The sequence below is a fragment of the Gordonia sp. NPDC003422 genome (genome assembly GCF_053588675.1).
This window is the reverse complement of record NZ_JBSFQL010000025.1, coordinates 1-13,426: the sequence shown is the minus strand read 5'-3', so window position 1 is coordinate 13,426 and position 13,426 is coordinate 1. Positions and strand designations below refer to the sequence as shown.

General features: G+C 64.5%; 13 protein-coding genes and 2 pseudogenes. 5 read left to right on the top strand and 10 right to left on the bottom strand.

Annotated elements, in window-relative coordinates; all coding sequences use genetic code 11:
* Nucleotides 1-2: 2 nt before the first annotated feature.
* Nucleotides 3-869 (bottom strand): alpha/beta fold hydrolase, encoded by an 867-nt coding sequence (locus ACWDTF_RS19335; RefSeq protein ID WP_355278331.1) that lies wholly within the window; start codon nucleotides 867-869, stop codon nucleotides 3-5.
* 243 nt (nucleotides 870-1,112) lie between these two features.
* Between ACWDTF_RS19335 and ACWDTF_RS19330 the strand changes: the two are divergent.
* Nucleotides 1,113-1,871 (top strand): annotated as a pseudogene (locus ACWDTF_RS19330) (SDR family oxidoreductase).
* Between the two features lie 33 nt (nucleotides 1,872-1,904).
* On the opposite strand, the gene ACWDTF_RS19325 reads toward ACWDTF_RS19330, so the two are convergent.
* Nucleotides 1,905-3,413: a protein adenylyltransferase SelO gene (locus tag ACWDTF_RS19325; protein ID WP_355278335.1), complete on the bottom strand. Its 1,509-nt coding sequence runs from the start codon at nucleotides 3,411-3,413 to the stop codon at nucleotides 1,905-1,907.
* Nucleotides 3,414-3,455: 42 nt separating this feature from the next.
* On the bottom strand, nucleotides 3,456-5,198 hold the full coding sequence (ilvD, locus tag ACWDTF_RS19320; RefSeq protein ID WP_240857057.1) for a dihydroxy-acid dehydratase: 1,743 nt from the start codon (nucleotides 5,196-5,198) through the stop codon (nucleotides 3,456-3,458).
* 59 nt (nucleotides 5,199-5,257) lie between these two features.
* Between ilvD and ACWDTF_RS19315 the strand changes: the two genes are divergently transcribed.
* On the top strand, nucleotides 5,258-5,419 hold the full coding sequence (locus tag ACWDTF_RS19315; RefSeq protein WP_240857056.1) for a hypothetical protein: 162 nt from the start codon (nucleotides 5,258-5,260) through the stop codon (nucleotides 5,417-5,419).
* A gap of 22 nt (nucleotides 5,420-5,441) precedes the next feature.
* Here the strand turns inward: ACWDTF_RS19315 and ACWDTF_RS19310 are convergent, their stop codons facing one another.
* Nucleotides 5,442-6,503 (bottom strand): serine hydrolase domain-containing protein, encoded by a 1,062-nt coding sequence (locus ACWDTF_RS19310; RefSeq protein WP_449754895.1) that lies wholly within the window; start codon nucleotides 6,501-6,503, stop codon nucleotides 5,442-5,444.
* A gap of 111 nt (nucleotides 6,504-6,614) precedes the next feature.
* On the opposite strand from ACWDTF_RS19310, the pseudogene ACWDTF_RS19305 reads away from it, so the two are divergent.
* A pseudogene (locus tag ACWDTF_RS19305) lies at nucleotides 6,615-7,061 on the top strand (AMP-binding enzyme); the annotation flags it as partial.
* A 29-nt stretch (nucleotides 7,062-7,090) separates the two neighbouring features.
* The gene (locus ACWDTF_RS19300) at nucleotides 7,091-8,086 is read left to right on the top strand and encodes an LLM class flavin-dependent oxidoreductase (protein WP_355278340.1); all 996 of its coding nucleotides are present in this window, start codon (nucleotides 7,091-7,093) and stop codon (nucleotides 8,084-8,086) included.
* 163 nt (nucleotides 8,087-8,249) lie between these two features.
* Here the strand turns inward: ACWDTF_RS19300 and ACWDTF_RS19295 are convergent, their stop codons facing one another.
* The 4 genes from ACWDTF_RS19295 to ACWDTF_RS19280 form a co-directional block, all read right to left on the bottom strand.
* On the bottom strand, nucleotides 8,250-8,657 hold the full coding sequence (locus tag ACWDTF_RS19295) for a PIN domain-containing protein (protein WP_433254564.1): 408 nt from the start codon (nucleotides 8,655-8,657) through the stop codon (nucleotides 8,250-8,252).
* Nucleotides 8,654-8,866: a ribbon-helix-helix domain-containing protein gene (locus tag ACWDTF_RS19290; protein ID WP_240857052.1), complete on the bottom strand. Its 213-nt coding sequence runs from the start codon at nucleotides 8,864-8,866 to the stop codon at nucleotides 8,654-8,656. Before ACWDTF_RS19290 ends, ACWDTF_RS19295 begins: the two co-directional genes overlap by 4 nt.
* A 165-nt stretch (nucleotides 8,867-9,031) precedes the next feature.
* On the bottom strand, nucleotides 9,032-9,577 hold the full coding sequence (locus ACWDTF_RS19285) for a YceI family protein (RefSeq protein ID WP_355278345.1): 546 nt from the start codon (nucleotides 9,575-9,577) through the stop codon (nucleotides 9,032-9,034).
* 23 nt (nucleotides 9,578-9,600) lie between these two features.
* The gene (locus tag ACWDTF_RS19280) at nucleotides 9,601-10,707 is read right to left on the bottom strand and encodes a phosphotransferase (RefSeq protein ID WP_240857050.1); all 1,107 of its coding nucleotides are present in this window, start codon (nucleotides 10,705-10,707) and stop codon (nucleotides 9,601-9,603) included.
* 44 nt (nucleotides 10,708-10,751) lie between these two features.
* On the opposite strand from ACWDTF_RS19280, the gene ACWDTF_RS19275 reads away from it, so the two are divergent.
* Nucleotides 10,752-11,195, top strand: a complete 444-nt coding sequence (locus tag ACWDTF_RS19275) for a MarR family winged helix-turn-helix transcriptional regulator (protein ID WP_240857049.1) — start codon at nucleotides 10,752-10,754, stop codon at nucleotides 11,193-11,195.
* Between the two features lie 303 nt (nucleotides 11,196-11,498).
* On the opposite strand, the gene ACWDTF_RS19270 is transcribed toward ACWDTF_RS19275, so the two are convergent.
* Both ACWDTF_RS19270 and ACWDTF_RS19265 read right to left on the bottom strand, forming a co-directional pair.
* The gene (locus tag ACWDTF_RS19270; RefSeq protein ID WP_355278349.1) at nucleotides 11,499-12,632 is read right to left on the bottom strand and encodes an amidohydrolase family protein; all 1,134 of its coding nucleotides are present in this window, start codon (nucleotides 12,630-12,632) and stop codon (nucleotides 11,499-11,501) included.
* Between the two features lie 91 nt (nucleotides 12,633-12,723).
* Nucleotides 12,724-13,251 (bottom strand): hypothetical protein, encoded by a 528-nt coding sequence (locus ACWDTF_RS19265; RefSeq protein ID WP_433254558.1) that lies wholly within the window; start codon nucleotides 13,249-13,251, stop codon nucleotides 12,724-12,726.
* Nucleotides 13,252-13,426 lie beyond the last annotated feature (175 nt).

Sequence of the window (13,426 nt, the reverse complement as noted above, 5' to 3'; positions counted from 1 at the left end):
GGTCACCCCGATTTGCGGGCGAGCGCTGGTTCGGTGCTGAGGAATTCGTCAAGGATCCCGACAACAGCCTCCGGCGACTCGGCGTGCGGGTAGTGGCCCACACCGGGCAGTATTTCGAGGCGGCTCCCGGGCATCGCCTCGTGCGCGGCGATGCCGTGCGCAACCGGGATGATGTCGTCTTTGTCGCCCCAGATCAGTAGCGTCGGCAACTCTTCATTGAGGTACAAGCGGTTGAGTGCGCTGACCGCCTGCCCACGGTGATCCACCACTGAGCGCAGCGTCCGCAAGAATGCGCGGCGCGTATCGGCCTCGGCGAGCGACGAATACGCACGCCATGTCTGATCGGCACGCGGAGAATGAATGCCCGCCGACGACGCCCAGGACCGCACTTTCTCACCGGCCCGCAGAATCGGATTCGGCGCGATCAGCGGCAACACGAACTCGGCGCCGGGAGCGGCCAGCAGTCGAAGGATCCAGCTGACGTCGGGGCCCAGACCGCCGCTGCTCATCAGTACGAGCCGTTCGCAGCGGTCGGGATGTTGGTAGGTGAACTGCATCGCGATACCGCCACCGAGTGACTGACCCACCACGGTCACCTTGTCGATTCCCAGTTCGTCGAGAAGATCGCGCAGGAAGGCGGCGAACGCGCCGAGCGAATAGTCCCCGCGCGGCTTGTCCGACGCGCCGTGACCCGGGAGGTCGGGCGCGATGACCCTGTGCGTGCGGGAGAGCGCCGGAAAGACTGCGTCCCAGGTGAGCGCACTGCCTGCCATCCCATGAATGAGAAGCAGCGTGTCGCCGCTGCCGGCGTCTCGATACGCGACCTGATCCCCATGCAGATCGAGAAACTTGTATTCGCTGCTCACCATCGTCACTCCCGCGAAGGTAGGGCGTACGTCCCGCAGTGCCGGGTTGGCCGGTTCCGCAAGTAGGCGTCGGGGACGATTGTCTGCCGATTGTGACCACACCGGGTCACAGAGGTCAATTTCGCAGCTCGCCTCACATTATGCGATGGGCGGATCACCTGACGGGCGGCCGGTCGGATTTCGGGATCGTGGCGGTCCCGCGCCGGTAGAGTGCACTTCGTTCAGACGGGCGGAGGGGCAAGGGCAATGACAACCAACTTGTTCGACGTGGAGGGCAAGACCGCGTTGGTGACCGGTGGGACAAGCGGGATCGGCGCGATGCTGGCGCGGGGTCTCGCCGATCGCGGGGCCCACGTCGTGATCACAGGCCGAAACGAGAAGGCGCTGGAGGAGGCCTGTAACGCGGGTCTCGTTGCGCTACAAGCGAATTTGTCGACGCCTGATGCATGCCGAGCATTGGCGGCGCAGGTCGCCGAGGAGTTCGATCACCTCGACATTCTGGTCAACAACGCCGGGGCCACCTGGGGCGCGCCCTTGGAGGAGTTTCCCGACTCCGCGTGGGATCGAGTTCTCGATCTCAACGTGCAGGCGCCGTTCACCCTGACACAGGCGTTGCTCCCATAGTTGTTGGCCAAGGCCACCGAGGACGATCCGTCGCGCGTGATCATGATCGGCAGCATCGACGGAATTCGGGTGCCGAGTACTGCGTCGTACTCCTATTCGGCGAGTAAGGCGGCCGTTCATCAGATGACCCGACACCTCGCTCGCGATCTCGGCCCACGTCACGTCACGGTCAACGCGATTGCGCCGGGTCCGTTCGAATCAAAGATGATGGCACACATGCTCAATGAGTTCCGCGACGAGATCGAGGCGAGTTCACCGTTGGGGCGGATCGGACGTGCCGACGATGTGGTCGGCACAGTGGTTTTCCTCAGCAGTCGGGCGGGTAGCTACCTCACCGGAGCCGTGATCCCTGTCGATGGGGGCATGTCCACCACGCGGTGACCCGATGAGAACACAGTCGCGTTCTGATCAGGCTCATGTGCCGCAGAAGGTCTGGAATGAGGCTGTGAATGATTCGGGGGCGGGCATGGCGTAGTGGTCCCGCTCGTCGAGCTGGTCGAACGGCTGTGTCACCGCTGCCAGGAGTTGCTCGAAGGGCGCCAGATCCGCGTCGGCCGCTGCCGCCAACGCGGCGTCGAGGTGGTGGTTGCGTGGGATATAGAGCGGGTTGATGCGGTCCATCCGGTCCGCGGTCCGCTGATGGTCGTGGCCGAGACGGTCGAGTGCGCCACGCCACCGCTTCAGCCACGAGTTCCTGTCGTCGGCGGGGATCAGCGTCGCCAACGGTGTGCTCTCACCGCGCAACTCAGCCGCCAGAGCGCGGAAGGTCCCGGTCCAATCGGACCGGTGGGCGTTCATCAGGGTCAGCAGATCGTCGATCAACTCGTGCTCGTCGCTGGCACCCAGGAGCCCGACCTTGGCCCGAAACCCTTCGTCGAAGTACCGGTTGTATCGAGCGTCGAAGGTGGTGAGTACCTCGGTCACCGCGTCGATCGCCGCCCGCGGTTGATCGCTCACGAGAGTCAACAGCGTCTCGGCGAAGCGTGCGAGATTCCATTTCAGGACGGTCGGCTGGTTGCCGAATGCATAACGTCCGCCGTGATCGATGGAACTGAACACCGCCGAGGGATCAAAGGCGTCGATGAAGGCACAGGGGCCGTAGTCGATGGTCTCGCCGGAGATCGTGGTGTTGTCGGTGTTCATGACGCCGTGGACGAATCCGACAAGCATCCACTTGGCGACCAGGGCGGCCTGCCGATCGAGCACTGCCTCGAAGAAACCTATGTACCTGTTGTCGTTTCCGTTCTCCGGGAGTTCGACGAGCTCGGGAAAATGGCGGGCGATCGCGTAGTCGGCGAGCGGCTGCAGCAATTCCGGATTGCGGGCGGCGAGTTCAAAAGTCCCGACACGAAGGTGGCTCGCCGCGACTCGGGCCAGCACTGCGCCGCGTTCGACCTCGGTGCGGTGCACACCGCGCCCGGTGGCGACGACAGACAGCGAACGCGTCGTCGGGATACCCAGCGCGAACATGGCCTCACTCACCAGGTACTCGCGAAGCATCGGGCCGACTACCGCGAAACCATCGCCGCCGCGGGAGAACGGCGTCGGCCCGGACCCCTTGAGCTGCAAGTCGACTCGAGATCCGGTCGAGTCGACGAGTTCACCGATCAGCAAAGCTCGCCCGTCGCCCAGGAGTGGTGCGTAGCCGCCGAACTGGTGTCCGGAGTAGGCCGTCGCAACGGGTGTGGCGTCGACGGGTGTTGCGGCACCGGACAACAGCGCGAGGCCGTCGTCGGACCGGAGCGTGTCCATATCCAGACCCAATGACTCGGCGAGCTGCGGATTGACCGCCAGGAGCGTGGGTTCGGGCGCATCCGCCCCGCGCCATGGAACGGTCAGCGGTGCCAATGCGTCGGCAAACGTTCGTTCGAAGCCGGAAATCGCCGAACTGGCACGAGTGGGGGAGTCAGGTACTGCTGGCACGCGTCCAGCGTAGCCGCGCGACTCGATCGCGGATGTCGTCTGTCAGCCGCACACGGCGCCACGAGACGCCGAGGTGACCAGTTTGGAGTACTTGGCCAGTACCCCGCGGGTGTAGCGCGGGGGGAGCGGAACAAAACCCTCTGCGCGCGAGGCGAGTTCGGCGTCGTCGACCAACAGGTCGAGCCTGCCCCGACCAACGTCGAGCCGTATCCGATCACCATCGCGGACGTGGGCGATCGGCCCGCCGTCCACCGCTTCGGGCGCGATGTGTCCGACGCAGAGTCCGGTGGTGCCGCCGGAGAATCTGCCATCGGTCATCAGCAGGACATCTTTGCCCAGACCGGCACCCTTGATGGCGCCGGTGATCGCGAGCATCTCGCGCATCCCCGGCCCGCCCTTGGGTCCCTCGTAGCGGATCACGACCACGTCTCCGGCGGTGATCGTGCCATCGGCCAGCGCATCCATGGCAGCGCGTTCTCGATCGAAAACCCTTGCCACACCGTCGAACACATCCGAGTCGAATCCGGCAGACTTCACCACCGCACCTTCCGGCGCGAGTGAGCCCTTGAGGATCGTGATCCCCCCGGTCGGATGGATCGGTTCGGAGATTGCCCGCAGCACCTTGCCGTCGGGATCCGGCGGCGCGATGGTGGACAGGTTCTCGGCGACCGTGCGCCCGGTGACGGTCAGGCAGTCGCCGTGGAGCAACCCGGCGTCGAGCAATGCCTTCATCACAACCGGGACCCCACCGATCTGGTCGACGTCGGTCATCACGTGACTGCCGAATGGTTTGACGTCGGCCAGGTGCGGAACACGAGCGCCGACTCGTGAGAAGTCGTCGAGGGACAGTTCCACCTCGGCCTCGTGCGCGATCGCGAGCAGATGCAGTACGGCGTTGGTGGAGCCGCCGAACGCCATGACCACGGCGATCGCGTTCTCGAAGGCCTCTTTGGTCATGATGTCGCGTGCCGTGATTCCACGTCGGAGGAGTTCGACGACGGCTTCGCCGCTCTGGTGGGCGTACCGGTCCCGGCGACGATCCGGCGCCGGCGGCGCCGCGCTACCGGGCAACGACATCCCGATCGCCTCGGCCGCGCTGGCCATCGTGTTGGCCGTGTACATCCCGCCGCACGCACCTTCGCCGGGACAGATGGCACGTTCAATCGTGTCGACGTCCTCGCGACTCATCAAGCCACGCGAACACGCGCCGACGGCTTCGAACGCATCGATGATCGTCACTTGGCGCTCTTGCCCGTCCGACAATGTCGCATACCCGGGCAGCGTCGAACCGGCATAGAGAAAGACGTTGGAAAGGTCAAGGCGCGCAGCCGCCATCAACATCCCCGGCAGGGACTTGTCACAGCCGGCGAGCAGAACCGATCCGTCGAGTCGCTCGGCACTCATCACCGTCTCAACGCTGTCGGCGATGACCTCTCGGGAGACCAGCGAAAAGTGCATGCCTTCGTGACCCATGGAGATCCCGTCGGACACTGAGATGGTGCCGAACTCGAGGGGGTAGCCGCCGGCGGCGTGCACCCCTTCCTTGACCGCCTTGGCGAGACGGTCCAAGGAGAGGTTGCAGGGAGTGATCTCGTTCCACGACGATCCGACGCCGATCTGCGGTTTCGCCCAGTCGTCGTCGCCCATTCCGACGGCGCGAAGCATCCCTCGGGCCGCCGTCTTCTCCAGGCCGTCGGTCACGTCCCGACTGCGGGGCTTCATGTCGACGCCACTGTCGGCGACGGTCAGATCTGATGGGCTGTTCAGCTGCGTTGCCTTGCTCATAGCGCCACCATAATTGCCGGAACCGCAACTGTGTGCTGCGCGCCTGGTATCAAGGATTTATGACGTCAAGGGAGTCCGAACCGCACACCGAAGAGACGGACGTCGGCCCAGACGACGCAGCCTCGGACGTTCAGTCCGACCCGGCCGCAGGTGACGAGTCCGGCGACTGGACAGGCGAGGGCGGTGCAACCGACGAGGGGCCCGCGACTGACAGCGAGTGATTCGCTGAAGTCAGGTCAGTGCCTACTGCGGCAACGCCGCTGCCAGTCCCGCGAAGATTGCCTGCGCGGCCGGTGTCGGCCGGCCGTCGATCGTGGTGCTGTTGTCGGTGTTGGTCAGCACGATGACGGTGGTGTTGGTTGTGTAGTTGTGGAACAGCACACTGTTGTAGCCGGGGAGGTCGCCGTCGTGGCCCCACCACCCGTCGCGGTCGCCGAGGCCGATTCCGTAACCCGCCGTCGGGCTGTTCGGTGGCGGCGAGTGCAGGATCGAATCCCGGCGCAGCTGTTGGGTTCTCGCGTCGAGGATGCCCGCGCCGGTGAACAGGGCGGCACCCCACTTCTGCGGGTCGTCGAGGGTGGAGATCACCGCGCCCGCGGTGAACGCCATCGACGGATTCCAATGCGTGGAGTCGACGTTGCTCCCCGCCGGCTGGCCCTGGTTGGTCAGGCCAGATAGATATGGCGCCGGGATGGCGGTCGAATCACCGGGAAAGCTGGTGTTGTCCATGCCCAATGGACCGAACAGCCGTTTGCCGAAGACCTCGCCGATCGGCTGGCCGAGCACCTTCTCGATCACCATGCCCAACAGCCCGTAATTGGTGTTGGAGTACTGCCACCCCTGCCCGGGCGCGAACACCGCGGGCATGGACTTGGCGATGTCGACGAGTTGTTGAGGCTGCCAAGGTTTCTCGGGGTGCGCGAAGTAGGTATCGGTGAAGGCGTTCGATGCGGTGTAGGACGGGATGCCGCTGCTCATGTCGGCGACTTGCTGCAGTGTCGCCGACGGGTTCGGGGCGCCCGGCACGTACTTGCCGATTGGGTCGGCCAGCGAGACCTTGCTTTCCTGCACCAACTGCAGCAGCACCGTCGCCGTCATTGTCTTGGTCAGCGACCCGACGCGGGTGTGATCGGTCGCACCGGGCTTCGATGTGCCGCTCGCCGCGGTGGTCCCCGATGCGCCGGTCCAGGTGCCGTTCGTCGAGATGATGCGGGCCAGCGCCCCGGGCGCCCCCGTTCGGACCCGGGTGTCGTCGAGCACCTTCTGCAGCGCTGCGGTGGTGGCCGCGTCCATCGCGGTGGACACCGCCGACGAGGGGGTCGTAGGTGAGCTCGATGACGACGAACAGCCTGCGATTGCGATGGCCACCGCACTTACGACGACACCTATTGCCCGACATCGTCTCGATACAACGGCCGAGGGCCGCTCGTCATGGCGGGCTACTACCGGAACCCCGAAGCCACCGCCGAGGCGTCGGCACACGGGTGGCATCACACCGGCGACGTCGGCTACCTCGACGAGGACGGGTTCCTGTACATCGTCGACCGAGCCAAGGACATGATCATCACCGGCGGATTCAACGTCTACTCCGCTGAGGTCGAGCAGGCGCTCATCGCGCACGAGGCCGTGCGCGACTGTGCCGTCGTCGGATTGCCCGACGACAAGTGGGGCGAGCGTGTCACCGCCGTCGTCCTGCTGCATGACGAAACGTCCGTCGACCCCGACGACCTCATCCGCTTCGTGAAGCAGAAGATCGGAAGCGTCAAGGCCCCCAAACAGATCGAGACCTGGGACGACCTCCCGCGATCGACCGTCGGAAAGATCCTGAAGACCGACATCCGCGCGACGCTCACCGACAACTGAATCATTGCCAACCCACCGAGGAGGAACCCATGCTCGAACTCGCCCTGTATCTCCCCAACTTCCGCGAGAAGATCACGGTCGCCGAACTCGAGGACCTCACACAGCTCGCAGAGGAGCTGGACTACGAATCGGTCTGGACGCTCGACCGCATCATCGTCCCCGAGGCGTCTGACCGTGCCGAGATGGAATACGCGTTCGGCATGATGCACGAGCTCCCGAAGCAGCTGCCGGTTTCGTCGAAAGGTGATTTCCTGCAGGGCTTTCCGCTGCTCCCATGGCTGGCCGCGAAGACCTCGAAGGTACGGATCGGGATGAGCATCATCGACACGCCGTACCGCTCACCGGGGGTTCTCGCCGCCGAACTCGCCACCATCGACCATCTCAGCGGTGGTCGGCTCAACGTCGCCGTCGGATCGGGATGGATGCCCGAGGAGTTCGCGGCTGCGAGCGCGAGCCAGATCTTCCCTCGGCGTCACCAGCACCTGCGCGAATCCATCGAGATCATGCAAGGTATCTGGGCGAACGACACTTTTGAATACCACGGGGAGTTCGCTGATTTCGGGCCGAGCGGGTTCGGGATGAAGCCCCTGCAGCAGCCGCGACCTCCCATGTACTTCAGTGGCCTGAAAGACGCGAAGCGAGCAGCGAAACGCGTTGCGAAGTACGGCCTTGACGGGTGGATCGGCATTCAGGATTCGCCCGAGGAGATCGCCACCTGGCGCGCGGAGATCGCCACCGAACTCGCCGAGCTCGACACCGCTCGCACGATCGACGACCTCGACATCGCGACCATGATCTGGACCGTGATCACCGACGTCGCCATGGACCAGACGCCGGCCGGCAAGGCCTCAAACCTGCTCGTCGGCTCGGAACGTCAGGTGACGGACATGCTCAAGCGCTACCGCGAGGCGGGGCTGACAAAGCTACTGGTCTGGCCACCGTTCGCGGATGTGCCCACCCCGAAGACGATGGACGACATGAAGCGGCTGAAGAACGACATCATGCCTCAGGTCGACGCGATCTGAGGCGACCACGCACGCTGACCTCGGACGCGCCATCTCGGATGAGATTCGGGATGCTGGGTGCTTTGGAGGCAATGCACGACGTCGGCCAGATGTCGCACGGCGGTCGATGAGGAGCTGACGGGCCAGGCTGCCCGTGACGATGGTGGACGTTCGGCAGCCCGGTTCACGGGATGATGGACGGTGCAGAACCGTCGCCGAGCCGGAGGACAGAGAAGTGTCGGTGATCGAGAGTGGCGATCGTTCTGGTCCGATATGCATCGGCCAAGACGATGTTCGACGCGTCGGCGACACCGACCGGCACATCGGAATACTGTCGAACGATCACCGAAGCGGCTGATAGCCGCTCGCGCGACATGGCAGCGAGTTCCCATGCACCCGAACTCAATTCGTCGAGCACGATGCGCTCGATGTGAGAGCCATGGCGACTCAGAACGAGGTAGTCGAGTTCAGCGACGATGTAGGGCGATACGACCAAGGGTTCATTGGATGCATCGATCACTTCCGCGACGGCTTCATGCTGCGGCTCAGCTGCGTCAAAGTAGGCCAGAAGTGCGCTGGTGTCGACGATCACTCGCCGAAGCCCTCGAGCAGTTCGTCGACCCGCTCGGCAATGGGTTCGTTGCCCGAAAACAATGCACCACGAGGTCGAGGTGTGTTGTCGCTCAGAGCCTTTCGCAATGCTTGCCGCACGATCTCGGCCTCGGGAAGTGAGCGTCGGCGCGCCTCGAGTTCGATGGCCCGCTTCAGGTCGTCGGGGAGGTAAAGCGTGGTCTTGGCCATGCCATACATGGTACCACCGGTGGTATCACGCTGGTTTGTTCATCAGCCGCCCGCGTACGGTCGTGACCTCTGACGATACCGCCGCCGCCCGAGGCAAGAATCCACTCCAGCGCCTGTATGAGCGCGGCAGAGGTGCAGCTCGGTCACGAATGAGCGGTCCTCCGCTCAGGTTCGCTGCAGCCGAACCGAAAGGGCGACGGTGACTGTGTCGCCGATGATCAGGGTACTGCGAGGTCCCACCCTGAACTCTCTGCGGCGCACAGTGGTTCGCGCCCGAAGGTCGACGTCGCCGAGGTCGCGGCCGAGTCGGAGGTCGGAGATCGGTGCGACGGTGAGCATCACCGGTCGAGTGATGCCCTTGATCGTCAGGTCACCAGTGAGCGTCTGCCCGAGGTCGTCGTCCCCATCCCACGCCGCTGCTTGAGTGCTGACAAATGTGGCGGTGGGGTAGGTGCCGGTGTCGAAGAAGGTCCCCGACCGCAGGTCTCGATCGCGTCGGTCGTTCCCAGTGGCGATCGAGTCGATGTCGATCTCGACGCGAATCGCAGGGTTTCCATCGTCGTCGAGGGTGAAAGTCCCGCGAAAGTTGGTGAATTCTCCGTTGACGGTGACGAGTCCGAGTTCTCTCACCGAGAAACCGATGCGCCAGTCGGTGGGGTCGATCATCCACGTGCCGGCTTCGATGCGGGTGGTGAGGGTAGGCGAGGTCATGGTGGTCTCCTGTCTTGTGTTTGTCAGATGCCTATGCCGCGCAGGATGTGGTCCAGCGCGCGCATTCGCTCGTGTACCAAGGAATGAAGGCTCGGATCTGCAGAGTCGCCCGGCGGAAGCTGTTCCAGTGGAATCGCCGACAGCGCGCTGAACGCGGCGAGCTGGATCCGGTGGGCGCGCGCCAGACTGTCACGATCGATGTGAAAACCGTTGCCGGCCAAGCCGCTGCGATACCGGCTCACGCACACGTCTTGCAACTGGGGGAGCCGGTCGGCGGACATCTGGCCGAGGTCGATGGCACTGATGACCAATTGGGTGAGGTCGAAGCCGATTCGCGCGCGACCGAAGAATGCCCAGTCGATCACCGTGAACGTTCCCTCGCCTGTGCTGAGGAGATTGCTCGGACAGGCGTCGCCGTGGGCGCTCAGTAGCGGCAGCGCCTCGATCTCGTCGATCAGTGTCGGCATGAGGTCGACGAGTGCGAACAGGCGCGCCCGCAGCGCCGAGTCGACGTGGCGTGACACGACGGGATGCGCCCAGATCTCGCCTGCCGTGAACGCGTCGACGAACTGGGGACGCAGGCGGCCTTCGTAGTAGACCCGAGCTTGCTGTGGGCCCGAGGGGTGTCCGATCGTGTCGGCGACCTGCCCGACCTCCGAGGATGCCGCGAAGCGGCCGAGCATGAGTGCGGCGTCGGCGTAGATCTGTGGTGTCCAGGTCTCGGTGTGAGCTATTCGCTCCATCCAGATTGCCGACGAGGCGTCGTCGATCGGGTGGACGTGATAGCAGCAGGGGAGCGACATACCTTGCGGCAGAGAACTTCCCAACTCTGATCGATACACATTGGGCTCGATCTCCCAGGGAAGGCCCCGCGCCGCGGCCTCGGCGAGTTCGGCGGGGATCAGGCTGAAGACGGGGGAGCGCCGGACATCCCGTGCGACCTTGACGACAAGCGCGAGTGGACCCGTTGGCGTGGTCACGTCCACGCACCATCGCGATCCGGTGGTGAGCGCAAGGAACGCATACGGGAGCTCGGTCACCTCGATGGCTGATACCTCGGAGACGCCCAGCAGTTGGGCGAGTTCGCGAGGTTGGATCGCGAGTTCTTCTGGCCAGGTCGGGGTCGTCATGAGCTATCCTTAGACAATCAGCTTTACCAAGAAAGGTAAGTTACTTGTCCAGTTTTGTCAATAGAGTATCAGCGGACGACGAACACATCGCGACGCTGATGGGACGGGCGATCGAACGAATTGCCGACAGCTTCGACGACGAGGTGTGGCGGGGTCTGCGCCCGTCGCAGTTCCGGATCCTGGAGGCCATCGACCGCGGATCTGCGCGCAGCGTCGATGTCGCCCGTGTATTGGGGATGACGAAACAGGGTGCCGGACAACACATCGCAAAGCTGACCGACGACGGCTACCTGGTCGCCTCTGAGGACAGCGGCGATCGCCGAAACCGCAAGCTACGGCTCACGCGCAAAGGCTCGTCCATGCTGATGCGCGGCCTCCGCAGAATTGCCGACATCGAAGACGAATGGACCGGGCTCGTGGGTTCCGACGACTATGCCGCCTTCAGGCGGGTACTGATCGAGATCGGAAAGTTCTCTGAAAGATTGTGATTCGGCGGCCACTTACCGGGTTCGTCACGGTGACGAAAAGGGCTGTCGTGGGTTGTGGGACACCATCGTGACCGGAAGGCCGACGATTTCCTCCGTGGTGGTGCAAGCCGCCCGGCCAACACGAGCCTCATGTGCGGGAGCCGGCGGTGACGATGGTCGCCAATGTTCGTGGTGAGCATTCCACGGAGTAGGGGCGATCCGGCATGCCGCGGAGTTGCTGGGCATCACCACGCCGGAGACGCTGCGTAAATGGGCGCCGACGACCGCGCTGGTCCAGGCTGATCCGGGTGCGGATCGAGCCCGTCAGCTCACGGCGGCGCGCAAGCGGGGGAGTTGCTGCAACGGGTTGATGTGTTCGATCTCGTAGCGTTGGCGGGCGTTGAAGACGTCACTCAGTCCGGGGGCGGGGTCGCCGCCGCCTTCGAGGAAAACGGTCTGGCTGAAGGGCCAGTCGGAGCCGAAGACGATGTGCGAGCGCGGTGCGACGGCCAGTACCGACCGCATGGCGGCTTCGGACGCGCTCAGGGCGGTGTCGAAGTAGAACGTGCGGATCAGTTGTTGCACATCGAGGGCCGAGGGACGCGGAGCGCCGCCAGGCCAATGGTTGCCGACGGGCGTTTCGGCAAGTACACCGATGCGCCACGACAGGAATGGCAGCGTGCCGCCGGCATGGGACAGCTGGAACCGGATGCCGGGGTAGCGGCGCAGAGTGCCGCCCGCGAGCATCAGGGTTGCCGCACGGGTTGTGTCGAAGGTGAATTCTTCGAGGAAGTCCGGAAGTGGGAGTGAGGGTTTGGCGTTGTCCGGGATGGCGGCGGGGTGGACGAAGACGAACGCCTTGCGGCGATTGAGCGCTGCCATGAGCGGTTCGAATCGTGGGTCGCCGAGGTAGACGCCGTCGTACGCGGACAACAGCACCACGCCGTCGAGGTGGAGGGTGTCGAGTGCGTACTCGAGTTCGGCGATCGAGGCTGCGACGTCGGGCATGGGGAGCACGGCGAACGCGCCGAAGCGGGTGCGGTGTGTTCGGAACAGTCGGGCGGCGTAGGTGTTGCAGTAGCGGGCGAGGTCACGGGCATCCTTGCCGTGCAGGAAGGACACGCCCGGGTCGGACACCGAGAGTGCCTGGGATTGAATGCCCCAGCGGTCCATGAAGTCGATCGCTGATTCCGGCGACCACTGCGGGGTGGGATAGCCACCGATGGTGAAGTGGCCGTGTTCGAGCAGTGCGGCACGGTACTCCGGTGGGAGGAAATGGGCGTGGAGGTCGATCCGGTACCGCCCCGAGGGTGCAGGCGCAGCACCCGCTGGTGCAGCGCTCGTCGCAACTGCGGCCCCGGCAGCCACCGCGCCGGCACCGATGAGTAGTGATCGACGGCTCAGGGCCGACGGAGACTCAATGTTGCTGGGAGAGGATGGATTCGGGGTTGTAGTCATCAACTCTGGACCTTTCGGGGGTGAAGTGGTGTGGCGAGGGCGAGATCGAACAATCTCGGCTGGATTCGGGTATCAGATGGCTCGGCGTGAGTCACCGGTTGTCGGCGGCGTCGCTGTCGGGTTGTTGTCGAGGAGCTTTGAGAGCGCATCCGATCGCAGCGACGAGGAGAACGACAGCGACCGAGATCATCGACGCGGACATGCCATCGATGAAGGCGCCGCGGACCGCGGCGCCGAGTTGGGCGCCAAGTGGACCGCCGAGCTGGTCGGCGGCGGCCAGGCCGCCGGCGGCCGAGTCGCGGACTGCATCGGCAGCTTGGGCGGGGAGCCTGGTGAGGTCGGGCAGGTGCTGGCTGTACTGGCTGGAGAACACCGAGCCCATGATCGCGATCCCGACGGCCGAGCCAACCTCGCGCGTGGTGTCGTTCATGGCCGAGGCGACGCCTTGATGATTACGCGAGAGGGAACCGACGATTGCGCTGGTTCCAGTGGAGCCGGCCAAACCGATGCCGAGACCGGCGACGATCAGGCCGCCCAGAAAGGGGCCGTACCCGGAGTCCACGTGCAAGCGCGAAATCCACAGCAGGCCTACCGCAATGAGCGTCAGCCCGGCGGCCATCACATATTTTGGCCCTTCTGCTCTGAATGTGGATGGTTAGTTAGGCGTACGGGCCGGGTGTGGGCGGGTGGGCGCACGGGCGCTCGTAGGGTTGAAAGCTCCTACACAACCAACCTTGGGAGCTGACCCGTGCGCGCTACAACCCTACTGAACCGTCTGCTGTGCCTGCCGAGTA